The organism is Xanthomonas rydalmerensis, from assembly GCF_033170385.1.
In the GTDB taxonomy this organism is placed as follows: Bacteria; Pseudomonadota; Gammaproteobacteria; order Xanthomonadales; family Xanthomonadaceae; genus Xanthomonas_A; species Xanthomonas_A rydalmerensis.
In genome coordinates, this window is sequence record NZ_CP126170.1 from 1,035,956 (window position 1) to 1,058,642 (window position 22,687).

Below are 22,687 nucleotides of genomic sequence, written 5' to 3' on the forward strand. Positions count from 1 at the left end.
GCGGCATCCCCGCCTGCGGCCGGTCGCGGCCGCAGGCGCTCTCTCTACGGAACTGTCCATGGAACGCATCGAACACCATGCCTGCTGCGGCGGCTGGCAGGACGTCTATCGCCACGACTCGGCCGTGCTCGGCTGCCCCATGCAGGTGGCCGTGTACCTGCCGCCGCAGGCCGAGCACGCCACGCTGCCGGTGCTGTACTGGCTCAGCGGCCTCACCTGCACCGAGCAGAACTTCATCACCAAGGCCGGCGCGCAGCGCTACGCGGCCGAGCACGGGGTGATCCTGGTGGCGCCCGACACGAGTCCGCGTGGCGAGCAGGTCGCCGATGCCGAGGGCTACGACCTGGGCAAGGGTGCCGGCTTCTACGTCAACGCCACACAGGCGCCGTGGGCTGCGCACTACCGCATGTACGACTACGTGGTGCAGGAACTGCCGGCGTTGATCGAAGCGCAGTTTCCGCACAACGGCCGCCGCGCGATCAGCGGGCATTCGATGGGCGGTCACGGCGCGTTGGTCATCGCGCTGAAGAATCCCGGCCGCTACCGCAGCGTGTCGGCGTTCTCGCCGATCGTGGCGCCGACCCAGGTGCCGTGGGGCGAGAAGGCGTTCACCGCCTACCTGGGCGAGGACCGCGCGCAATGGCAGGCGTACGACGCCAGCGTGCTGATCGGCAGCGCCAGCGAGCGCCTGCCGCTGCTGATCGACCAGGGCGGCGGCGACGAGTTCCTCGAGAAGCAGTTGCGTCCGCAGCTGCTGCAGGCCGCCGCCGAGGCAGCGGGTTATCCGGTGACCCTGCGCGTGCAGCCCGGCTACGACCACAGCTACTACTTCATCGGCAGCTTCATCGGCGAGCACATCGCCTTCCACGCACGCGCGCTGCAGGGCTGAGCGCGCTCCGCCGGCGGGCGCGCACGACGCGGACCGCCGGGCAGGGTGCCGCGCGCGGGGCTGCCGGGGACGCACCGGCCTTCCGCGCCGTCGCCTCTGGCCGTGCTGCCCGGTGCCGGCGCGACGGCACGCGAGCAGCGCCGCCGGCCCCTTGCCGGGCGCGCAGATGACAGGCCGGTGACCACGACAGGCGCCGCGTGGCCGGTCTCGTAAACAAACAGGGGGCGCGAATCGCCCTTCACGCGGTTGTGCGACCGCGTTCGCGCCTGCTGAGACGGGCGCTGGCTAGATTGCGCAGGGTTCGCCCTCGCCACGTCCCTGGATCGGAGCCGCGCCATGTCTTGCCGTCGCATCTTGCTGCTCCCCTGGCAGCGCTGGCGCAGCCCGCTCAGCGCGGTGGCGATGCTTGCCTGCACGCTGTTTGGTGCCTGCGTGGCGTTGGCGATCGGCGCGGCGACGCCATAGCGCAAGCCGCTCCTGACTGCCGTCGATCGCGTTGCGCCGTTGCGTCGGATGACGTCACCACGGTCGTGTCCCACTGCGCGGGCGATCGCCGCGACCGGCCGGCGCTCGTGCATGGATTCGGATGCATCGCCTCGCTCGGAGGCGGGGCAGGACGCCTTGCAGTCGATTGGGAGGCAAGCGCTGGCAGCGCGTGCCTAGCGTGTGGAATGCGGCGCAGCGCTGGACGCCGAGTTCAGCGCGACAGCCGCGCAGCCAGCGCGCCCAGCCGCCGCATCGCGTGTTCCAGGGTCTCGCTCCACGGCTGGCCGCAGCTCAGCCGCAGGTGGTCGGCGTAGTCGCCGCGGCTGGAGAACAGATGCCCGGGCGAGGTGCCGATGCCCTCGGCCAGGGCGGCCTCGAACAGCACCTGGCCACTGCCGGCGTCGGCCAATTGCAGCCACAGCGACAGGCCGCCGGCCGGGTCGCCGATGCGGGTGCCGGCGGGCCAGTGCCGCAGCACTGCCTCGCGCAGGCGCTGGCCGTTGTCGGCCAGGGTGCGGCGCAGCTTGCGCAGGTGGCGTTCCAGGTCGTGCCGCTCTAGGTAGTCGGCCAGGGCCAGTTGCGGCAGGCTGGCGCCGCCGATGGTGGAGAAGTATTTGGCACGCACCAACGCGTCGGTCCAGGCGCCGCCGAGCAGCCAGCCCACGCGCAGGCCGGGCGCCAGCACCTTGGAGAAGGCGCCGCAGGTGATCACGTTGCCGTGCGTGTCGAAATGGCGCAGCGGCCGTGGGCGCTGTCCCGACCAGTCGAGTTCGCCGTAGATGTCGTCCTCGATCACCACCGTGCCGTGGCGTGCGCAACTGTCGAGCAGGCTGCGCTTGGCGTTGTCGGGCGTGAGGCTGCCGAGCGGATTGTTGAAGTTCGGCACCAGCACCGCGGCGCGCGCCGGCGTGCGCTGCAGCAGCGCGTCCAGGCGCGTGGCGTCGATGCCCTGGCCGGGCCGGTTGGGCACCTCCAGCACTTTCAGGCGTAGCGCCGCCACCGCTTGCAGGATGCCGTGGTAGGTCGGGGTCTCGACCAGCACCACGTCGCCGGGCGCGGTGAGGGTGCGCAGCGCCAGGCTGATCGCCTCCATCGCGCCGGCGGTCACCACCACCTCGTCGGCCGCCACGGCGGTGGCGCAGTGCGCGTAGCGCTGCGCGATCTGCCGGCGCAGCGCGGCGTGGCCCTGCGGTGGTGCGTAGTCGAGCGCGGCGCTGCGCTGGCGGCGCAGTTGCCGCGCCAGTGCGCTGGCCAGGTGCGCGCCGGGCAGCAGCGCCGCCGTCGGCGTGGCCGTGTGCAGCGGCACCAGGTCCGAACGCGCGAGCATGTCCAGCACACCTTGCAGCGCGGGATTGGCGACTGTGCCCGGGGCGCGTCGTCGCGACGGGCCGGCGCCGGTCGGCACCGGCGTCGCCGCGGCGCGCACGAAATAGCCCGAGCGCGGCCGCGCCTGCACCCGGCCTTCGCGTTCCAGCTGCAGGCAGGCCTGCACCGCGGTGGCGGCGCTGATGCCGTGGCCGGCGGCCAGTTGCCGGATCGACGGCAGGCGCTCGCCGGCGCGCAGCGTGCCTTGCGCGATCTGGTCGCGCAACTGGCTGGCGAGGGCTTCGTACAGGCGCATGCGCGGCCTCATCTGTATCGGTCGATTTGCAGCGTATCTGACTCTGTGCTGGTCGCCCAGCCGGGCGCACACTGGCCGCCTCCTTTCCGATCCCGCGAGGCCGCGCGTGCAGCTGCCGCTGTTCATCGTCGATGCGTTCACCACGGTGCGGTTCCGCGGCAACCCGGCCGCGGTGGTGCCGCTGCAGGCCTGGCTGCCGGATGCGCTGATGCAGGCCATCGCCAGCGAGAACAATCTGTCGGAGACCGCGTTCTTCGTGCGCGAGGCCGACGGCGCGTTCGCGATCCGCTGGTTCTCGCCGCTGCGCGAAGTGGCGTTCTGTGGCCATGCCACCCTGGCCAGCGCCTTCGTCGTCGCCACCCAGGGCCTGGCACCGCTGCCCTTGCGGTTCCGCGCCGCGGCGGTCGGCGAGTTGGCGGTGGACCGCGAGGCCGACGGGCGTTTCGTCCTGCGCTTCCCGAACCAGGCGCCGACCGCATTGGCGACGGTGCCGCAGGAACTCGCGCAGGCGCTGTCGATCGCGCCGCAGGCGGCGTACCGCAACGCCCAGGCCTACATCGCCGTGTACGCGGACGAAGCCCAGGTGCGTGCGGTGGTGCCGGACCTGGCGCGGATGCTGGCGCTGGCGCCGCGCGATGTCGCGGTCACCGCGCCCGGCCGCTTCCACGATTTCGTATCGCGCTATTTCTGGCCGGCCAACGGCGGCGTCGAGGATCCGGTGACCGGCTCGATCCACGCCGCGCTGGCGCCGCTGTGGGCGCAGCGCCTGGGCAAGCAGGACCTGCGCGCGTGGCAGGCCTCGGCGCGCGGCGGCGAACTGGATTGCCGGGTACTGCCGGACCACGTGCAGGTGCGCGGCGCGGCCGTGCAGTACCTGCACGGGACCATTGCGCTGTGAGCGCGGTGCAGGCAGCGCCTGCGGGCGCGGCACGGCGCGCGCTGTGGCAGTTGCTGCTGGCCGAGGTGCTGATCGGCTCGGTCGGCGTGTTCGTGCACGAGAGCGGCCAGGATCCCGTGACCGCGGTGTTCTACCGCTGCCTGTTCGGGGCGCTGTTCCTGACCGTGTGCGGCCTGCTCGGCGGACAGTTGCGCGGGCTGTGGCGCGAGCGCGCGTTGCTGCGCGACGCTGCGCTCAGCGGCGTGCTGCTGGTGCTCAACTGGGTGGCGCTGTTCGCCGGCATGGCGCGCTCGTCGATCGGCGTGGCGACCATGGTCTACCACGTGTTTCCGTTCGTCATGCTGATCCTGGCGGCGCTGTTGCAGGGCGAGCGCAGCCGGCGCTCGGACCTGGGCTGGACGCTGCTGGCCTTCGTCGGCGTGGCCTGTTCGGCCGATCCACTGCGGCTGTGGTCCAGCGCCGACCGCGGCTACCTGGTCGGCATCGCGTTGACCCTGCTCGGCGCGCTGCTGTGCGGCGCGTCGTTGCTGATGTCGCGGCGGATCAGCCGCGAGCGGCCGCTGGCGGTGGTGACGGTGCAGTGCTGGGTCGGTGCGGCGATGCTCGCCGGCTTCTCCAGCAGCGCCGCGCTGCATCCCGGGCGGCATTGGTTCTGGCTGGTCGGCCTGGGCGTGATCCACAGCGGCGTGGTGTACGTGCTGTTCTACAGCGCCTACCGGCACCTGCACGTGGCGGCGATCGCGGTGGTGGCCTTCGTCTACCCGTTGGTGACGTTGTTGCTCGACTACCTGCTGTACGGCCACCGGCTGGTGCCGGTGCAGTGGCTCGGCCTGGCGCTGATCGTGCTGGGGACGCTGGCGGTCAATCTGCGCTGGTCCTGGCCGCGCCGCGCGGTCGCCGCACCCTAGCGGCGCGGCGCTCGCCTCGGCCACCGCAGCGCGGCGGCCGTGCCGTTCGGCTCAGCGCACGTCGCGCAGTTCCCAGCCGCTGCCGGCGAGCAGACGCAGGCGCTGCTTGAGGATGTCGCCGGGGATGCTGGTGGTGGCGGACAGGTCGATGCGCAGATCATCCTGGCGGCCGCTGACCCGTGCCGCCGGATCGGTCACGCCCAGGGCCGGATCCACCTCGTCCGGCTCCGGCTGCATCGCGCGCCAGCGCTCGAACCAGGCCGGGTCGCTCAGGGCGGCCTGCAACTGTTCGGCGAAGGCGTCGGCGCCGTGCGCGGTGAAGCTCAGCGACGGCTGGCTGCCGCGGGCACGGGCGGGATCGGGCAGGCTGATCGAGTAGGTGACGGCCATGGGCATCTCTTGTGGGCGGTACGAAGCGGCGCAGCCTAGCAGAGCCGGCGGCGCCCCGCCGTCGACGTGGCCGGCGCGCGGATCAGCCGAAGCGCAGTGCCTCGCCGGCGAAGCCCAGCACCAGCGCGCCCTTGCCGACGTTGACCATGCCGGTCAGGCTCATCACGCTTTCCAGCAGCTCCACGCCGTGGGTATCGCAGGCCTGGCGCAGTGCCGCGTAGCCGGGCAGGGCGTGCAGTTCTGCCAGTTCGCCGCCATAGCTCAGGCACAGCGTGGGCGTCATCAGCCCGGCCGCCACGCGTTTGGCGGCCAGGCCGAACAGCGTCTGCACGGCGTGGTCGAAGCCCTTGAGCTTGGCCACCGGCGCGGTCTCGCCACGGTGGCAGTGCAGCACTGGCTTGATGTCCAGGGCCGAGCCGAGCGCGGCGCTGAGCAGGCCGACGCTGCGGTCGCCCTTGCTGCGCGCGCGGCTGCGCAGGTAATACAGGTCGCGCGCGATCATGTAGCCATGGGTGTGTTCGGCCAGCGTCTCCAGCCGCTCGCGGATGGCCTGCATGCCCGCGCCATCGGCACGCAACCGCACCGCCTCGACCGCCACCACCGCCTGTGCGGCGAACAGGTTCTGGGTGTCGATCACCCGCAGCGCGAACGGCGAGGCGTGGCCGGCGGCCTGGCGGATCGGCTTGTAGTCGTTGAGGATGGCAAAGCCGGCCTGCTGCGCGTGGTCGTGGATCGGGCTGCGGGTCTTGGCGATGGTCAGGCAGAACACGTGGTCGTAGTCGATGACCAGCCGGCCCAGGAACAGCTCGCGGATCTGCGCCACGCTGTACGGCACGGTCTCGGCCTCGGCGCCGTGCGCGCTGACCTGCGCATGCAGGAACTCCAGCGTCGCTACTTCGTCGCGGCGATCGGCGAGCACGGTGCCGCCGAGGCGCACGCTGATCGGCAGGACCACCAGGTCGTGTCGGGCGATGTAGTCCTGCGGCAGATCGCAGGCGGAATCTACGACGATGCCGATGCGCATCCGCTGGATCTCCGGGAGGGGAAAATGTCGATGAACATGGAGACGGCTCAGGCGCTGCGCTGCACCGCGGCCGGCAGGACGCCCAGGCGCGCCATCTCGCCGCGCTGCAGCAACTGCGGGTCGGCCAGCACCGCGCGCATCAGCGCGTGTGCGTCGTTGCCCCACAGCAGGGTGTCGTCGATCTGCAGGGTCGGCACGCCGAATACGCCGGCCGCCAGCGCCTGCTCGGTGTTGGCGCGCAGTTGCGCCTTGACCTGAGCCTCGGCGGTGGCCGCGGCCACGTCGGCGATGCCCAGCGCCTGGCCGACCGGCGCCAGCGCCGTGGCGTCGTCGCCGGCGTGGCCATCGCGCCACAGCCAGTCGAAGATCGCGTCGATGGCTTGCGGCGTGGTCCCGGCAGCGATGCACAGGCGCAGCGCGGTCAGCGGATTGAACGGATGCGCCGGCGGAAAGCGCAGCGGCACGCCCTGCTGCTGCGCCTGCCACTGCACGAAGCGATAGGTGAACTCGCGCTTGTGCGGCACCTCGGCCGGCCCGCGCGCCTGCAACTGGGCCAGCACCGCGCCGAACACGATCGGCACCGGCTGGATCCGGTCGAACTCCGGAAGCGTTTTCACCTGCTGCCAGTGCAGATAGGAAAACGGCGAGATGAAATCGAAGTACCAGCGCAACGTCATCGTGCTTCTCCGCAAGGACCCAACAGCTTATCGCGACGTCGTGCCCACTGCGACTCGCTGCGCATGGTGCAGTGCGGAATGCTGGTGCCGCTTCGGCGTCGCGACGACAGCGCTGCGTAGACGATGCCCTGCCGAAAATCTCGCCGGCACGAGATACCTGTGAAGCGCCCCACGCCCGCGGCCTGGATCGCGGTAGCGCTATTGCGCTGGCGCATGGCGCGCGCGGGTCTTGTCATAGCTCGTGGCGCGCGTGCCTTGCTAGCGTCCGCCGCGGCAGCACCTTCGCTGCCCCTGCACGCTCAGGAGAGACCGCCATGCACGCTTCCGCTCCCGTTTGCGCCGCCACCGCTTCGCCGCGCCTTCCCGCCACCGTTGCACCGTCACTGCGCGGCCGCATGCGGTCCGTGCGCGCGCTGCTCGCCGCGGCCCTGTTCGCCGCTGCGCCGATGGCGCTGGCCGGGCCCTACCAGGTCTACGGCAACCAGTACGCCTGGGTGAACAACTTCAACGATCCCAACAACGTCATCCAGGGCACCTTCCACAGCGGCAGCACGCCGAGCATGACCGTGACCTTCAATTTCCCCAACGCCAGCCTGTACGGCTATCCGGCGATCCTGCGCGGCTCGCACTACGGCTTCAATCCCACCTCCGACCGCACCTTCCCGCGCCAGGTCTCGGCCCTGCGCTCCTTGCCGGCGACCTTCGCGTACTCGTCCGGCGGCAGCAACCTGGCCGGCGACTTCGCCTACGACCTGTTCTTCCGCTGGGACAGCACGGTCTCCTCCAGCGCGATCCCGCAGGCCGAAGTGATGATCTGGGGCGGCCACAACTCGTATCCGATCGGCACGCTCACCGCCAGCAACGTCATCAGCGCCGGCGGCTACACCTTCGATCTGTGGGAAGGCATGAACAGCGCCGCCGGCTACTACGTCTACACCTTCATTCCGCACAACACCGCCGGCCAGCCGACCCTGCCGAGCAACGGCAATCTCAACATCGACATCAAGCCGTTCCTCAACTGGCTGCACACCAACCGCGCGAAGGACGGGCGCTTCAGCAACGCGATGTACCTGCACGTGGTCGAGGCCGGCTTCGAGGTGGTGCGCGGCAACGGCTGGGCCTGGATCCAGGCCAACATCGGCGCCAACTGAGCGCACGGCGTCGGCGCTCGCGCGACCGACGCATCGATCCGCGCATCGGTTGGTCGCGGCCTGTCGCGGTCGGTGCGTCGCGCGTGCGTTTTTCGCGCGGCATGGTACGGCGCATCGCCGCTCGCGCACGTCGTCGCCAGCGACGTGCGGCACGCCTGGGCAATGCCGCACCTGCGCCGCCGGCGACGCTAGTGGGTGTAGGCCTTCGGCAGCGCGCCGCTCTGCTGCATGTAGCGGTCGCGCAGTTCGGTCTGCCGGGAGCGCATCGGGATGGCGCGGCCACCCAGCCAGACCTGCTCGGCGTAATGCGCCACGTCCAGCGGATCGCCTTCCCACAGCACCAGGTCGGCGAGCTTGCCGGGGGCGATGCTGCCCAGGCGATCGCCCACGCCGAAGGCCTCGGCCGGGACCCGGGTCAGGCCGGCCAGGGCGGCGTCCCACGGCAGCCCGTGGGCGACCGCGTTGCCGGCCAGTTGCCGCTGCTTGCGCGCGTTGTGCGCACCGTCGCCGCCCTGGGTGAAGCTCACCGCCACGCCGGCGGCATTGAGGCGTGCGGCGTTCTCCAGGGTGGCACCGATCTGGTCGAAGCTGGCCGGCAGGTCGTCCAGTGCGTTGACGAACACCGGGACCTGCGCCTTTGCCAGTTCCGGCGCCAGCTTCCAGGCCTCGTCGCCGCCGGCGATGGCGATGCGCACCTTCTCGCGCTGGGCCCAGCGCAGCAGTTGGCGGATGTCGGCTGCCCGGTTCACCGTCACCACGATGCGGCCCTGGCCGGCGAGATAGCGCGCCAGCACCGCGCGTCCGGCCGGGGTCAACAGCGCATGCGGCGAATCGGCAGGCATGCGCCCACGCGCTTCGGCCACTAGTTGGTCGAGCAGCATCCACTGCGCCGCGCGCGATTTGCCGCTCAGTTCCAGCGCATCGCTGCCCAGGTGCAGGTACAGCGCACGCGGGCCGATCGGGTCGGCGCCGCCGTCCAGGCGCATCACCGCGCCCTGGCCCGCGACGAAGGCGCCGCCGGTATTGGCGCCGAGCGCGGTGAAGCCGATGCCTTCCACCCGCGCGACCGGAATCAGCACCGACTCGGGGTTGTAGGCCAGGGTCACGTCGAACTCCGGACGCATCGGCTGGTCGTGCGGCAGGGTCAGCGTGCTGTCGACGGTGGAGGCCTCGCCGGAGACCTCCTCGATGCCGATCTCGGTGATGCCGCCGAACAGCGCCGGGGTCAGCGGGCGGCCCTTGGCCTCGACCACGGCCACGCCGGCCGGCGCGCTCAGGCCGGGGCCGACCGCGCGGATCACCCCGCCCTGGACCAGCACGTCGGCATTGGCGAGGGTGCCGCGGGCGCTGGCGGTGTGCACGGTGGCGCCGCGGATCAGCACGTCCTGGGCGAAGCCGGGCGCGCTGCCGAGCAGCAGGCAGGCGGCCAGGGCCAGGCGCTGCGCCAGGCGGTGGGGCGAGGGTAGGGCGCGGCTCATCGGGCAGCCTCCTGGCCGAGCATGAAATCGGAGGTGGGTTGCAGGCGGCGGTCGGCGCGGTCATAGACCTGCGCGCCGTCGATGTAGACCTTGTCGGCCAGGGCGTAGGAGCTGAAGGGGTTGCCGTTCCACACCACCACGTCGGCCATCTTGCCCGGCTCCAGCGAACCGGTCTGCTTGTCGATGCCCAGCGCCTTGGCCGGGTTGCTGGTCAGCCAGCGGATCGCGCGTTCGGGCGGGATGTCCATGCCGGCGCGGCGGCCGGCGGCCACCGCCTTGGCCGCTTCCTGGTTGAGCCGCTGGATGCCTTCCTCCGAGTCCGAGTGCACGATCGCGCAGCCGTTGGCGGGGCGGTCGACCAGGGCGATGTTCTCCTGGATGCCGTCGAACGCCTCCATCTTGAAGCCCCACCAGTCCGCCCACAGCGCGCCGCAGACGTTCTCCTGGGCCAGGCGGTCGGCGATCTTGTAGGCCTCCACGCCGTGGTGGAACGCGGCGATCTTGAAGCCGAACTCCTTGGCCAGGTCGAGCATGGTGGTCATCTCGTCGGCGCGGTAGCAGTGGATGTGCACGCGGATGTCGCCGTTGATGGCGCCGGCCAGCGTGTCCAGCTTCAGGTCGCGCTTGCCGCCGCTGTCGCCGCTGCTGTCGTCGTCGCCGGCGCCGCGGCTCCACCAGTGGCGCTTGGGCGGGCTCTTCTGCTTCGGCGCGTTCTTGCGCAGGTATTCGCTGGCGTCGATGAAGGCCGCGCGGTAGCCGGCGACGTTGCCCATGCGCGTGGACGGGCCGCCTTTCTCGCCGTACACCCGCTTGGGGTTCTCGCCGCAGGCCATCTTCAGGCCCCACGGCGCGCCGGGGAACTTCATCGCCTGGTAGGTGGTGGCCGGCACGTTCTTGAGGGTGACGCCGCGGCCACCGACCAGGTTGGCCGAGCCGGGCAGCACCTGCAGCGCGGTGACGCCGCCGGCCAGCGCGGTGCCGAAGCCGGGATCCTGCGGCCAGATCGAATGCTCGGCCCATACGTTCGGGGTCACCGGCGCAGTCGCCTCGTTGCCGTCGCTGTGCGCGCTGACGCCCGGGCTGGGATACACGCCCAGGTGCGAGTGCACGTCGATGATGCCGGGCGTGACCCACTTTCCGTGGCCGTCGATGCGGGTGGCGTTGGCCGGCGCGGTCAGTGCGCGGCCGACCGCCTGCACGCGCCCGTCCTGCAGCAGCACGTCGGTATCGTCCAGGCGCTCGCCGGTGCCGGTGAGCACGGTGGCGTGTTCGATCAGCACCGGCACCGAGGGCAGCGCACGGTAGGTGCTGGGATAGGGATCGTCGACGAAACGCGAGGCGGCAGCGGCCGGGCCGCACAACGCCACGCCCAGGCAGGCGAGCAACAGATGACGCATCGAATTTTCCCCGGAAGATGGACGCGGCCGTTGCGGCCGTGCCCGCACGCTAGCCCGAGCCGGCGCGCTTGCCAAGTGCGGCTGCGGCATCGACGTGGCCGGCTGCACCGGACCGCGACGCCGGACCTGCTATGCAGGCCGATTGCCGCCCATGGAAATTGCGATGACCGACACCCCTGCGCGTACCGTCGTGGACTTCTGGCGCAGCGCCGGCCGCGAACGCTGGTTCGCCGCCAACGACTCCTTCGACGCCAACGTCCGCCAACACCTGCTGGAGGTGCACCACGCCGCCGCGCGCGGCGAACGCGGCGACTGGCTGGCCGACGCCGAGGGCGCGCTGGCGCTGCTGCTGTTGCTCGACCAGGTGCCACGCAACGTGTTCCGCGGCAGCGCGCATGCCTTCGCCACCGACGGCCTGGCCTGCCGCTACGCCGACCGGGCGCTGGCGGCCGGGTTCGACCAGGAGACCGAAGCGGAACTGCGGATGTTCTTCTATCTTCCCTACACACATGCCGAGGACGCCGCGCGGCAACGCCAGGCGGTGGAACTGTTCAGCGCGCTCGGCGACGCGGAGTCGCTGCAGTGGGCGGTGGTGCACGAGGACGTGATCCAGCGCTTCGGCCGCTTCCCGCACCGCAATGCGGCGCTGGGGCGCACGACGACGCCGGAGGAGCAGGCGTTCCTGGATGCGGGTGGGTTCGCTGGTTGAGGGAAGAGTGGTTGAGAGAGGCCTGGGTGAGGGCGGCGGTGCCTACATCTTTACCCCTCATGTGGCGTCGCTTTATCGCACGCCGTTGATCGATGTGTCGCGGCGCGCGTGATGTCCGTCTGGCGCCTTGATGTGCACTCATGCAACCGACGTCATACCTTCGTAGGAGCGGCTTCAGCCGCGACCGGGCCTTACCGGGAACGCCCGGTCGCGGCTGAAGCCGCTCCTACGCGTTTGCGCGTTGTGGCGGCCGGGCACAAAAAAGGGCGATCGTTCGATCGCCCTTTCGACGCGTCCATACTGGACGCAAACCAGCACGAGGTGCGTGACTCAGTACTTTGGCACGCTGCCGTCGACCTGGTCGGTCCAGGCGTCGATGCCGCCGACCACGTTGTGCACCTTCGTGAAGCCGAGCGAACGGAAATGCTCGGCCGCCTGTGCGCTGCGGCCACCGTGGTGGCACAGGAAGGCCAGGGCGGTGTCCTTCGGCAGCGCTTCCAGTTGCGCACGCTGCTCGCCGTCGAGGGTGCGGAACGGCACGTTGACCGCCGCCGCCGCGCGCTCTTCCGGCGGGCGCACATCCACCAGGATTAGGCCACCGGCGCGCACGCGGTCGTCGGCGTCGCGCGGGCTGAGGTCCTGCACCGGCTTGGGCGCGTTGGGATTGTCGATCGCCAGGCCGCGACCGCGCAGGTCGTCCACCCAGTCGATGGTGATGCCGTCGGCGCGACGCGCACTGCCCAGGTCGAACTGCACGCGCAGACCGTTGGACTCGGCGGCGATGGCGTTGGGATCGGTCGGCGCCAGCTGGAAGTTCGGCTGGAACTGCGCGTCGATCGCCAGCGCCAGGCTCGCGCCCGGAGCGTCGGCCAGCGCGCCGCGCAGCATCTCGGCGGCGGCGTCGGTGATGGTGATCGAGGGCGGCGTGCGGTCCGGCGCGGCCACGCCCAACAGTTCGCTCAGTTCGCCGCTGCCGGCCATCTGCAGGATGATGTCGCTGCCGCCGACCAGCTCGCCGTCCACATACAGCTGCGGAATGGTCGGCCAGTCGCCGTAGACCTTGATGCCCTCGCGGATGTCCTGGTCGGCCAGCACGTTGACGTGGGCGAAGTCGACGCCGAGCTCGTTCAGCGCGCCCACCGCCTTGGCGGAGAACCCGCACTGCGGCATGCTCGGCTGGCCTTTCATGAACAGCACGACGCGGTTGGAGCTGAGCAGCGTTTCGATACGGGAGCGCAGGGCGGGGTCGAGGGACATGGCAGGCAGTCGTCGCAGAGTCGGACCGGTCATTCTACGCCGCATGGCATCATGGGGCATGACAGTTCCGGAAACGCTGCATCGCATCCCGCGCCACCCGTATCGCTGGCTGCCCTGGGCGCTGGCCTCGCAGGTGCTGGTGGCGGCGCTGTGGTGGGCCTACGGTTGGCGGGTCGGGCTGCCGGCGCTGCTGCTGTCGCACGCAGCGCTGGTGCTGCCGGTGTTCCTGCCGCGGGCGCGGCTGTACGCGCCGGTGCTGGACCGCCTGCCCGGCAGCGCGCCGCAGGTGTGGCTGACCATCGACGACGGCCCCTCCGACGACACCGCGGCGATCCTGGACCTGCTCGATCGCTATCAGGCCAAGGCCACCTTTTTCCTGGTCGGCGCCCGCGCCGCCGCGCGCCCGCAGCTGGTGCGCGAGATCCTGCGCCGCGGCCACGGCATCGGCAACCACAGCCAGCACCATCCGCAAGCCTGGTTCTGGGCCCTGGGGCCGCGGCGCATGGCGCAGGAAATCGGCCAGGCGCAGCAGACGCTGGCGGCGATCGCCGGCACCGCGCCGCGCTGGTACCGCTCGGTGGTGGGCATGACCAATCCCTTCGTCGCCGCACCGCTGCGCCGGCATGGCCTGACCCGGGTGGCCTGGAGCGCGCGCGGATTCGATGGCGTGCGCTGCGACCCCGCGGTCACCGTCGCGCGCATCGCCCGCGACCTGCGGCCCGGCGCCATCGTGCTGCTGCACGAAGGCGCGGCGCACGGGCACAACCCGGCGATCGTGGAAGGCGTGTTGCAGGCGATGCGCGAGCGCGGCCTCGGCAGCGCATTGCCGGGCTAGCGCCGCCAGTCGGCGCGATGGCCATGCCGAGCGCCGACCGACCATCCCGGTAGGCCCGCGTCGCGTCGCCCGCGGCGTGCGGTTCGCGGGACTCAGCCGCCCTGGACGAGCCCAAAAACGATCAGCGCGGTGATGCCGACCAGGGTCGTGACCGCGAAGACCAGGCCGAGCACACCGTACAGTTTCCTGCGGTCGCGTTGGAACAGGCAGCCGATGCCGAGCGCTGCGGCGGCCAGTTCGGCGATCACGCCGACCATCATCGCCATGCCGACCAGCATCGCCAGCGGCGCGTCTTCGTCCAGGCTGGCGGGCTGGTAATACACCAGCGCGGCGGAGACGCCGACCAAGGCCAGGGTCAGGACGGCAGCGATCAGGCTGACCGCAAACGCGGCGATGCCGAGCCCGGAATAGGGCGGAAGCGTGGGGGATGTCATGGGGATTCCGTGGGGGGAGAGGAGCGTCGCGCCGCCGAGGCGCGCAGGCGTGGGGAGGCGGCTTGCGCGCGCGGCGGGGGCCGCCTCAGCGCGGTTCCGCCACGATCAACCAGTTGTTGAACGGCGTATTGCCGTACAGCGGCGCGAAGCTGGCGCGCAGGCCGGCGTCGTCGAGCTGGGCCTGCAGGCTGTCGCGGGTGGGGTAGGCCTTGGGCAGCTCCTGCATCCAGCCGGCCAGGTGCGCGAGCACGTCGGTGATGCGGCTGGTGCGGCCGCGGCCGCTGGCATCGCCCAGGCCACTGCGGATCACCAGCTTGGCGCCGGGCGTGAGCATTCGCGCCACGCTGCGGATCAGGTTGGACTGCATGTCGCGGTCAAGGTACTGCAGCACGTCCAGGATCGCGACGCTGCCGTGGTGCTCGGGCCAGGACTGGCCCAGGTCGACGACCGCGAACTGCGTGTCCTGCAGTCCGTTGCGCGCGGCGATGGCCGCGGCGCGGCGGATCTTGGCCGCATCGATGTCCACGCCGTGGTAGCGCTGGCGCTGGCCGTCGGCGCGCAGCGCGTGCGCGAGCAGACCCAACCCGCAGCCCAGGTCCAGCACCGGCGCGTCGGTGCCGCGCAGCGCGGCGAGCACACCGGGGTACAGCGGATCGGTGCGCAGCTTGGTGCGCGTGTAGTAGTAGTCGTAGCGGTTGCCCAGCGGATGCGTGGGCAGGAAGGCACGGGCGATGGCCAGGGCCTGCGGGCGGGTCATGGGCTGGGTGGTGCTGGCGTCGCGCAATGTCGGTCCTTGGCAGCGGGCGTCGTGTGCTAGTTAGGCTAACGCATCGCGGGCCGCCGGCAACAGCAGCGCGGTCCAGCGCGCATACATTGCCGTCGAGGGATGCAGCCCGTCGGCCGCCAGCATCGCCGGAGCGCCACCGCCATCGCGGCTGCAACCGGTGATGTCGACGAAGCGCACCGCGCGTGCGGCGCAGCAGGCCTGCGCGGCAGCGTTGAAGGCATCGATCTGCACGGCGATGCGCGCCGGATCGTGCGCGGGCGGCTGTGCGAAGGCGGTCACGCCCCAGTCCGGGATCGACACCGCCAGCACCCGCTGCGGCCGCGCGTCGGCGAAGGCAATCGCGCGCTGCAGCAGCGCGTCGAACTGCGCGCGGTAGTCGTCGAGCGGATAGCCCCGGTACTGGTTGTTGACGCCGATCAGCAGCGTCACCAGGTCGAACGGTCCCTGCGGCGCGGCTGCATCGATGCCGGCGTCCAGTTCGTCGGTGGTCCAGCCGGTGGTGGCGATGATCTGCGGATCGGCCAGGGCAATGCCGTCGCGGCGCAGCGCCGCGGCCAGTTGCATCGGCCAGCGTCCGTCGGCGTCAACGCCTTCGCCGATCGTGTAGGAATCGCCGAGCGCCAGGTAACGCAAGTGCGCGTGGTGCTGGGGCGCCGAAATGGATGCGTTCATCGCGCAGCGACCGTCGAAACGTGGCCGCGCATGCGCTCAGCTGCGCCGACCAGCGCGCTTTGCCCATTCCCAATTCCCCATTCCCGATTCACCGCCCCACAGCCGCCCGCGGCTTCAGCGGCACCACCTTGGTGGCGTCCTCGGCACGCCGCGCCAGCACCCGGTCGATGCGCGCGAACACCTCGCGCATCGTGGCCGCCTCCGGCAGCAGGGTGACGCGGAAATGGTGCCGGTAGGGCACGTTGAAGCTGGAGCCTGGCACCACCAGCACGCCTTCCTGTTCCATCAGTTCCAGGGCGAAGGCGTGATCGTCGAACCCACGCGCGGCGGGGCCGACCACGGCCGGGAACGCGTACAGCGCGCCGGCCGGCTGCACCAGCGACAGGTGCTCGCTGGCCGCGCAGGCCTCGATCACCGCGCGGCGGGTTTCGTACAGGCGCCCGCCCGGCGCGCACAGCGGCGAGATCGTGTCCGGGCCGTTGACCGCGGCATCGATCGCGAACTGGCCGGGGACGTTGGCGCACAGGCGCAGCGCGCCCAGCAGGTCCATGGCGTTGCGGAAATCGCCGACGCGCTCGGCGTCGCCGGACAGCAGCGCCCAGCCCACGCGCCAGCCGCAGGCGCGGTGCACCTTGCTCAGGCCGCCGAAGCTGATGCACGGATGCGCGCCGGCCAGCGGCGCCACCGACACGAATTCCGCAGCGTCGTACAGCACTTGGTCGTAGATCTCGTCGACCATCAGCAGCAGGTTGTGCTTGACCGCGATGGCGACGATCTTCTCCAGCAACGCACGCGAGTAGCTGGCGCCGCTGGGGTTGTTCGGGTTGATCAGCACGATGGCGCGGGTGCGCGAGGACACCAGCGTCTCGATCTCCACCGGGTCGGGCTGGAAGCCGTTCTCCGGCGCGCAGCGGTAGTACACCGGGCGGCCGTCGTTGAGGATGGTGGCGGCCGACCACAGCGGGTAGTCCGGCGAGGGCACCAGCACTTCGTCGCCCGGGTTGAGCAGCGCACGCAGCGACAGGTCGATCAGCTCGCTGACGCCGTTGCCGACGAAGATGCGGTCCGGGTGCGCGTCCGGGTGCTGGCGCCGGGCGTAGGCCGCGGCGATCGCCTCGCGCGCCTCCGGCAGGCCCTGCTGGTGGGTGTAGGGATCGGTGCGGCCCATGTCGTCGGCGATGGCGCGCTGCAGATGTTCCGGGGCACGGAAGCCGAACGCGCCGGGATTGCCGATGTTGAGCTTGATCAGCTTGCGCCCCTGGGCCTCCAGCTCGCGGGCTCGCCGTGCCAGTTCGCCGCGGATTTCGTAGCGGACTTCGGACAGGCGTTCGCGGATCGCGAGCGGCTTGATCGGCAGGGTGGGCATCGCATTGGCCGGTGGGGCGTGGGACCTGCATGGTAGCGGAAATGTGACACCGCGGCGGGGCGGAGGGGCGCCGTGGTGGCGGGCCGTCTACGGCGGCTGGCCTCCACGCTCGGCGCTGCAACGGGCGCGGCGCGTGGCTGGTCCCTGTGGCGCCAATACATGCGTCGCGCGGGTCCTGCGCTGTTGCTGGCCAATCCCGGGAAGTCACCCTGTCGCGCGCCGTATCGTCGCGGCGAGGCGGTCAGCCACGCCAGGCGCCACCCTGCGCGTTTGCCGGCGGACGCACTGCGCTCACCTCAAGCGTGGCGCACCCTCTAGAATTCGCGCATGACCTCCTCCCCGATCGACTTCGACGCGTTGCGCCCCATCGGCTGGCCCTGGCCCGGACTGCCCGAGGAGCCGGCCTGGCGCGCGTTGTTCGACGCGCATCCGCGGGCGCGGCCGGCGCGGGTGGTGGAGCAGCACCGCACCGGCTACGTGGTCGCCGACGCGGTGGACACCGGCTTCAAGGTCGAATCGCTGCCGGACTGGCAGCGGCCGCGCTTCCCCAGCCACGAACGCGCCGCGGTCGGCGACTGGGTGTTGCTGGAGGACACGCGCATCGTCGCGTTGCTGCCGCGGCGCACCGCGATCAAGCGCGGCGCCGCCGGCGAGCACTACCACCAGCAGGTGATCGCGGCCAACATCGACACGGTGTTCATCGTCTGCGGCCTGGATGCGGACTTCAACCCGCGCCGGATCGAGCGCTATCTGCTGCTGGTCGGCGGCGGCGGTGCGGCGCCGGTGGTGGTGCTGACCAAGGCCGATCTCACCGAATACGCCGACGACGCGCTGGCGGTGCTGGAGGAACTGGCGGCGCAGTCGATTCCGCTGCTCACGGTCAATGCCCGCCAGGCCGACAGCGTCGACGCGCTGCGGCCGTGGCTCGGGCCGGGGCAGACCGCGGTGCTGGTGGGCTCGTCCGGTGCCGGCAAGTCCACCCTCACCAACACCTTGCTCGGCGTGCAGAAGATGCGCACTGCGGCGGTGCGCGCCACCGACTCGCGCGGCCGCCACACCACCACCCATCGCGCGCTGCTGCCGCTGCCGTCCGGCGCCTGCCTGATCGACACCCCCGGGATGCGCGAACTCAAGCCCACCGGCGAGGAGGACCTGGCCGAAGGCGGCTTCGCCGACATCGAGGCGTTGGCCGCGCAATGCCGCTTCAACGATTGCGCGCACCTGGCCGAGCCGGGCTGCGCGGTGCAGGCGGCGATCGAGCGCGGCGAGATCGAGGAGGCGCGGTTGGCCAATTACCTGAAGCTGCGCGACGAGGTCGCTGGCGCCGCCGGCAAGCTGGCGCAGCGCCAGGCGCAGAACGCGGCCGCCGGCCGCAGCGGCAAGCCCAGCGGCGGCAAACCGGGCGGCGGCAAACCAGGTGGCAAGCGGCCGCCACCGCGCACCCTGCGCCGCTGACGCCAGTCGTGGCCAAGCGCGCACTGCCCACCGAGATCCGCCATCACGCCGCGCTCGATGCGCGGCTGGTCAAGGCGGTGCGCGGCATCCGCCTGCTGGCCCTGGCCAGTTGGCCGGTGGCGCTGCAGGCGCCGTTCCTGGAGAGCGTGGCGCGCGGGCAGCCGCAGCTGCCGCAAGTGGACTACCACAGGCTGGATTTCACCGACACCCGCCGCGAGTTGGCGGCGATCGCCCAGGCCGCCGATCCGGCGCATCCGCTCGGCGCCTATCTGCAGGCCTCGGTGCACAGCTGGGATCTGGCCGCGGCCCTGCTGGAAGCGCTCGGCACGCCGGCGGTGGGCACGTACTCGGCGCAGTTGTTCGGGGTGCCGGACGACCCGATGCCTGGCCACGGTCCCACCACCCGCGAGGCCGCCGGCCACTTCATCCGCATCGCCCAGGAGCTGGACCGCGAGCTGTTCTCGGCCGAGGAACAGGTGCCGGTCTCGGCCACCGCCTTGCGCCTGCTGCTGCAGCGCGACCTCGATGAATTCTTCGGCGCGCGGGTGATCACGGTGGAACTGGATCCGGACCTGCTGGCCAAGGCCGCCGCCGGCGCGCAGCGCATCCGCCTGCGCTCCGGCGCGCACTTCAGCGACTACGACCGCGCGCAACTGTTCCACCACGAGGCGCTGGTGCATTCGCTGACCGCGCTCAACGGCCGGCAACAGGCGCAGTTGCCGAGCCTGGCGCTATCCTCGCCGCGCACGACCGCCACGCAGGAAGGCCTGGCGACCTTCGCCGAGCAGATCACCGGCAGCATCGACATCGCGCGGATGAAGCGGATCAGCCTGCGCATCGAGGCGATCGCGCTGGCACGCGACGGTGCCGACTTCATCGAGGTGTTCCGCTATTTCGATGCGGCCGGCCAGTCGCCGGCGGAGAGTTTCTCCTCGGCGCAGCGGGTGTTCCGCGGCGTGCCGACCACCGGCGGCGCTGCCTTCACCAAGGACACCGTGTACCTGCGCGGGCTGGTGTCGGTGCATACCTTCTTCCGCCAGGCGCTGCAGCGCGATCGGCTGCCGCTGTGCCGCTGGCTGTTCGCCGGCAAGATGGCGCTGGAGGATGTAGCCGCGTTCGCGCCGCTGTTCGAGTCCGGGGTGCTGTCGCCGCCGCGGTGGTTGCCGACGTGGGTGGCACGGGCGAGCGGCTTGGCCGGGATGCTGGCGTTCTCGCTGTTCGCCAACCGCATCCGCATGGACCAGGTGGACTGAACGGCGCCACGCCGCGCTCACCCGCCGCGAATGTGTGGCTGCCGATACTGCGGCGCCTGGCCTGCCCCCGCATGGCCGCTTCCCCTCACGAGGAGACCCGCATGAAGATCCTGATGGTGCTGACGTCGCACGACCGGCTGGGCGATACCGGCAAAAAGACCGGCTTCTGGCTGGAAGAATTCGCCGCGCCGTACTACACGTTCAAGGATGCCGGCGCCGAGATCACGCTGGCCTCGCCCAAGGGCGGGCAGCCGCCGCTGGACCCGAAGAGTGATGCGCCGGACGCGCAGACCGAAGCCACCCGCCGCTTCAAGGACGACCCGGCGGCGCAGCAGCAATTGGCCAGCACCCAGCCGCTAGCGTCGGTGCGCATGGACGATTACGACGCGCTGTTCTATCCGGGCGGCCACGGCCCGTTGTGGGACCTAGCCGAAGACCGCGACTCCATCGCTTTGATCGAAGCGTTCGCGCGCGCCGACAAACCCATCGGCTTCGTCTGCCATGCGCCGGGCGTGCTGCGCCGGGTGACCGCGGCCGATGGCACGCCGCTGGTGAAGGGCCGCCGCGTCACCGGCTTCACCAACGGCGAGGAAGCCGCGGTGGGCCTGACCGATGTGGTGCCGTTCCTGGTCGAGGACGAACTGCAGCGCCTGGGCGGGCAGTACAGCAAGGTCGCCGACTGGGGCGTGCATGTGGTCGAGGACGGCCGCCTGGTCACCGGGCAGAATCCGGCCTCGTCCGAAGCGGCGGCCGAGGCCTTGCTGGGAATGCTGCGCGGCAAGTGAGGGGTGCCCGCCTGCGTTGACGGCGCTCCGATCTGCGATCTCGATGTGGAAGGAGCGTCCGTCCCCGAAGCGGCGATGGTGCGGTGGACGAACGTCGTTCGGCGTCGTGGTTGAAGGACACCGATGGCGTCGGTTTCTGCCGCGACCACGCAGGACGCACCTTTGCCGCGACGGGCGTTCTCGGTAAGGCGCGTCGCGGCTGAAGCCGCTCCTGCAATGCAATATCACTGGTGTACGCGAGGATGGAGGTGCGTGGTTGTGGGAAGGGCTTCAGGGCACCTCCAACCACGCGCTCGTGATTTCGGGGGGGAGAACCCGTCCGAAATTTGCTGCCGGTTTGATCGCTGCTTTGATTTGGCCGCGCTGATCTCCCGCCTCATCATCGCTGCCGCGTGGCCCCGTCCACTGAGCGATCGCCTCTCAATCGTGGATGCGTGATGTGGGAATCAGCAGGGCAAAAGACGGCATTCAATTGCCTCCGTCCACTACGCACTGCTCAGAACCCCCTAACCAACTGTAACCATGCCCGTGCGGAGCTGCGCTTGCCGAGCGATGTGGGTGTGGCGCCCACAGGCATGGCCAGTTGCACCTGCGCCTGCCAATGGCGCGTGCCGACCCAGCTGAAGCCGATGCCGACGCCATCGAGGTCGAATTGATTGCGGCCGGCGATCCACGGGGCGGCGTTGACGCGCAGGCTGCCATGGTCGACAAACAGGCTGCCCTCGCAGCGGCCGCCGCAGTCGAACGGCAGGTCGTGGCGTAGCTCTACTGTGCCCAGCCAGCCGCTGGCGCCGGCGATGCTGGAGACGTCGTATCCGCGCACGCTGTTCGATCCGCCCAGCAGGAACTGCTCGGAGGAGTCGAGGTTGCGGGTGCTGTACTGGCCGCTGAGGCTCACAGACACGCGGGTAGTGGCACTGAGGTGCTGCAGGCGGGCCAGGCTGGCGTTCCAATGGGTGTAGCTGCCTTGCGTGCGTGCGGTGGCAGCGTCGGCGGCCGCTGCCGCGGCGTTGGCGAAGTCGAGCCGACCGTGGCCGAGGCTGAGGCTGGCGCTGGTCAGCCCGCCGCCGCCCCAATCGTCGCCGTGCTGGCCGACGACGCTGGCTGTCCAGTGGTTGCTGTCGCGGTCGTTGCGCAGGGCGGTGCTGTCGATGCGGTCGCGTAGCTGCTTGCGGTCGAACTGCAAACGGACGTCCACTCGGCTGTCGTGCGTGCGCACCAGCGGCTGCGTCAGCCAGGCACTGGAAACCCCGGCCGTACCGTGTGCCTCCAGCCTATCGAGCGGACCACCCAGCGCATAGGCCAGCATCGAATACGCCGCGCCGAGCCGGGTGCCATGCCCGTTCAGGGTGAACTGGTAACCCAGGCGGCCGTAGCGCAGGCCGTGGCCTGAGGTGAGCGTGCCAAGGCTAAGCTGGTCGCCGTGGCGCATCGGATTGTTGATGTCGAGATAGGCTCCCACGCGCAGGCGGCCGGTGTAGCGGCTGCCCGCGGTGTCGGCGACCAACTGGCCTTGCAGCGTTGGTTCGGCACCGGCCCGCACGTCAAGGGTCGAGGTGCCCGGTCCTGTACCGGGACGCAGGGTGGCGTGGGGTTCCACGCCGGGCAGGTCGCCTAGCAGCAGCAAGCGGGTAAATAGCGTGGACTGGGTGACGACCTCGCCGGAGTGCAGCGGCGCGAGCGTGGCGCGCAGCAGGTCATCGCCGATGCGGCTTTGGTTGGCCAGTGCGATCTGGTCGTAGCGTGCCTCGACCACTTGCAGGCGCACCGTGCCGCCGCTCAAGGTTTGCGCCGGCACCAGCGCGCGGGCCAGTGGGTAGCCGTGCGCGCGGTAGTAGTCGGTGATCCGCTGCGCCAGCGCGTTGAGCTGGGTCAGGGTCAGCGTGTTCCCTTCGCCGTCGGCGACCAGCGCATGCAGGGTTGCGTTGTCGAAGATGGTGTTGCCTTCCACCTGCAGGTGCGTCACCGCGAACGGGGTGGCGTCTTCAGTCGTGGCGCTGGGCGGCGATTCGATCGCTACGCCGGGTGCGGCGACGGGTTTGTCCGGCGGCGTCGGCGGCACTTGCTGCAGGATCTGGCCGCTGTTGGGGATCGTCTGCGCTGACGTGGCCAGCGGCAGGGCGAAGCAGGCCAGTGCGAGCGGGGCGAAGCGCAAGCCGAACGGTGACGGCATAGGGCGATCCTTGCGCGGGGGGCGGAATGTGCGGGTTGCGTG

22 protein-coding genes are annotated in these 22,687 nt (G+C 70.9%); 10 read left to right on the top strand and 12 right to left on the bottom strand.

What is annotated here, in order from left to right; all coding sequences use genetic code 11:
- Positions 1-58 precede the first annotated feature (58 nt).
- Both fghA and QN245_RS04385 read left to right on the top strand, forming a co-directional pair.
- A complete protein-coding gene (fghA, locus tag QN245_RS04380) occupies positions 59-889 on the top strand; it encodes an S-formylglutathione hydrolase (protein ID WP_184447144.1) in 831 nt (276 codons plus the stop codon).
- 336 nt (positions 890-1,225) lie between these two features.
- Positions 1,226-1,354: a hypothetical protein gene (locus QN245_RS04385; protein WP_260303487.1), complete on the top strand. Its 129-nt coding sequence runs from the start codon at positions 1,226-1,228 to the stop codon at positions 1,352-1,354.
- 232 nt (positions 1,355-1,586) lie between these two features.
- On the opposite strand, the gene QN245_RS04390 is transcribed toward QN245_RS04385, so the two are convergent.
- The gene (locus QN245_RS04390) at positions 1,587-2,996 is read right to left on the bottom strand and encodes an aminotransferase-like domain-containing protein (RefSeq protein WP_317844658.1); all 1,410 of its coding nucleotides are present in this window, start codon (positions 2,994-2,996) and stop codon (positions 1,587-1,589) included.
- A gap of 106 nt (positions 2,997-3,102) precedes the next feature.
- Between QN245_RS04390 and QN245_RS04395 the strand changes: the two genes are divergently transcribed.
- Entirely contained in the window at positions 3,103-3,894 is a 792-nt protein-coding gene (locus QN245_RS04395; protein WP_317844659.1) for a PhzF family phenazine biosynthesis protein, read from the top strand.
- Positions 3,891-4,802 carry a DMT family transporter gene (locus QN245_RS04400; RefSeq protein WP_160966879.1) on the top strand — a complete coding sequence of 304 codons (912 nt, stop codon included), beginning with the start codon at positions 3,891-3,893 and terminating at the stop codon, positions 4,800-4,802. The genes QN245_RS04395 and QN245_RS04400 overlap by 4 nt, the downstream gene beginning before the upstream one ends.
- 51 nt (positions 4,803-4,853) lie before the next feature.
- Here QN245_RS04400 and QN245_RS04405 read toward each other — a convergent pair whose 3' ends face one another.
- From QN245_RS04405 to QN245_RS04415, 3 genes are all read right to left on the bottom strand, one after another.
- Positions 4,854-5,192, bottom strand: coding sequence for a hypothetical protein (locus QN245_RS04405; RefSeq protein WP_160966881.1), 339 nt, complete (start codon positions 5,190-5,192; stop codon positions 4,854-4,856).
- A gap of 82 nt (positions 5,193-5,274) precedes the next feature.
- On the bottom strand, positions 5,275-6,216 hold the full coding sequence (locus QN245_RS04410; RefSeq protein ID WP_317844660.1) for a DegV family protein: 942 nt from the start codon (positions 6,214-6,216) through the stop codon (positions 5,275-5,277).
- Between the two features lie 47 nt (positions 6,217-6,263).
- A complete protein-coding gene (locus QN245_RS04415) occupies positions 6,264-6,893 on the bottom strand; it encodes a 2-hydroxychromene-2-carboxylate isomerase (RefSeq protein ID WP_317844661.1) in 630 nt (209 codons plus the stop codon).
- 314 nt (positions 6,894-7,207) lie between these two features.
- Here QN245_RS04415 and QN245_RS04420 point away from each other — a divergent pair, with 314 nt between their 5' ends.
- Complete coding sequence (locus QN245_RS04420; RefSeq protein ID WP_425612913.1) at positions 7,208-8,044, top strand: GH12 family glycosyl hydrolase domain-containing protein; 837 nt, start codon at positions 7,208-7,210, stop codon at positions 8,042-8,044.
- Between the two features lie 188 nt (positions 8,045-8,232).
- On the opposite strand, the gene QN245_RS04425 is transcribed toward QN245_RS04420, so the two are convergent.
- Together QN245_RS04425 and QN245_RS04430 are read right to left on the bottom strand one after the other, a co-directional pair.
- Positions 8,233-9,522, bottom strand: coding sequence for an amidohydrolase family protein (locus QN245_RS04425; RefSeq protein ID WP_267101864.1), 1,290 nt, complete (start codon positions 9,520-9,522; stop codon positions 8,233-8,235).
- Positions 9,519-10,919, bottom strand: coding sequence for an amidohydrolase (locus QN245_RS04430; RefSeq protein ID WP_317844662.1), 1,401 nt, complete (start codon positions 10,917-10,919; stop codon positions 9,519-9,521). Before QN245_RS04430 ends, QN245_RS04425 begins: the two co-directional genes overlap by 4 nt.
- Before the next feature lie 163 nt (positions 10,920-11,082).
- On the opposite strand from QN245_RS04430, the gene QN245_RS04435 reads away from it, so the two are divergent.
- Positions 11,083-11,628 carry a DUF924 family protein gene (locus QN245_RS04435; RefSeq protein ID WP_317844663.1) on the top strand — a complete coding sequence of 182 codons (546 nt, stop codon included), beginning with the start codon at positions 11,083-11,085 and terminating at the stop codon, positions 11,626-11,628.
- A gap of 330 nt (positions 11,629-11,958) precedes the next feature.
- On the opposite strand, the gene grxD is transcribed toward QN245_RS04435, so the two are convergent.
- A complete protein-coding gene (grxD, locus tag QN245_RS04440; RefSeq protein WP_317844664.1) occupies positions 11,959-12,885 on the bottom strand; it encodes a Grx4 family monothiol glutaredoxin in 927 nt (308 codons plus the stop codon).
- Positions 12,886-12,928: 43 nt separating this feature from the next.
- On the opposite strand from grxD, the gene QN245_RS04445 reads away from it, so the two are divergent.
- Positions 12,929-13,720 carry a polysaccharide deacetylase family protein gene (locus QN245_RS04445; protein ID WP_184447133.1) on the top strand — a complete coding sequence of 264 codons (792 nt, stop codon included), beginning with the start codon at positions 12,929-12,931 and terminating at the stop codon, positions 13,718-13,720.
- A 92-nt stretch (positions 13,721-13,812) separates the two neighbouring features.
- Here the strand turns inward: QN245_RS04445 and QN245_RS04450 are convergent, their stop codons facing one another.
- The 4 genes from QN245_RS04450 to QN245_RS04465 form a co-directional block, all read right to left on the bottom strand.
- Positions 13,813-14,154 carry a hypothetical protein gene (locus QN245_RS04450; protein WP_184447132.1) on the bottom strand — a complete coding sequence of 114 codons (342 nt, stop codon included), beginning with the start codon at positions 14,152-14,154 and terminating at the stop codon, positions 13,813-13,815.
- An 85-nt stretch (positions 14,155-14,239) separates the two neighbouring features.
- The gene (locus QN245_RS04455; protein ID WP_160966912.1) at positions 14,240-14,911 is read right to left on the bottom strand and encodes a methyltransferase domain-containing protein; all 672 of its coding nucleotides are present in this window, start codon (positions 14,909-14,911) and stop codon (positions 14,240-14,242) included.
- Between the two features lie 60 nt (positions 14,912-14,971).
- A complete protein-coding gene (locus tag QN245_RS04460) occupies positions 14,972-15,613 on the bottom strand; it encodes an SGNH/GDSL hydrolase family protein (RefSeq protein WP_184647799.1) in 642 nt (213 codons plus the stop codon).
- 88 nt (positions 15,614-15,701) lie between these two features.
- A complete protein-coding gene (locus tag QN245_RS04465) occupies positions 15,702-16,979 on the bottom strand; it encodes a pyridoxal phosphate-dependent aminotransferase (protein ID WP_317844665.1) in 1,278 nt (425 codons plus the stop codon).
- Positions 16,980-17,306: 327 nt separating this feature from the next.
- On the opposite strand from QN245_RS04465, the gene rsgA reads away from it, so the two are divergent.
- The 3 genes from rsgA (at position 17,307) to QN245_RS04480 (ending at position 20,472) form a co-directional block, all read left to right on the top strand.
- The gene (gene rsgA, locus QN245_RS04470) at positions 17,307-18,434 is read left to right on the top strand and encodes a ribosome small subunit-dependent GTPase A (RefSeq protein WP_317844666.1); all 1,128 of its coding nucleotides are present in this window, start codon (positions 17,307-17,309) and stop codon (positions 18,432-18,434) included.
- Positions 18,435-18,442: 8 nt separating this feature from the next.
- Positions 18,443-19,687, top strand: coding sequence for a flavohemoglobin expression-modulating QEGLA motif protein (locus QN245_RS04475; RefSeq protein WP_317844667.1), 1,245 nt, complete (start codon positions 18,443-18,445; stop codon positions 19,685-19,687).
- A 101-nt stretch (positions 19,688-19,788) separates the two neighbouring features.
- Positions 19,789-20,472 (top strand): type 1 glutamine amidotransferase domain-containing protein, encoded by a 684-nt coding sequence (locus QN245_RS04480; protein ID WP_317844668.1) that lies wholly within the window; start codon positions 19,789-19,791, stop codon positions 20,470-20,472.
- A 496-nt stretch (positions 20,473-20,968) separates the two neighbouring features.
- Here QN245_RS04480 and QN245_RS04485 read toward each other — a convergent pair whose 3' ends face one another.
- Positions 20,969-22,645, bottom strand: a complete 1,677-nt coding sequence (locus QN245_RS04485; RefSeq protein ID WP_317844669.1) for a ShlB/FhaC/HecB family hemolysin secretion/activation protein — start codon at positions 22,643-22,645, stop codon at positions 20,969-20,971.
- Between the last annotated feature and the right edge of the window lie 42 nt (positions 22,646-22,687).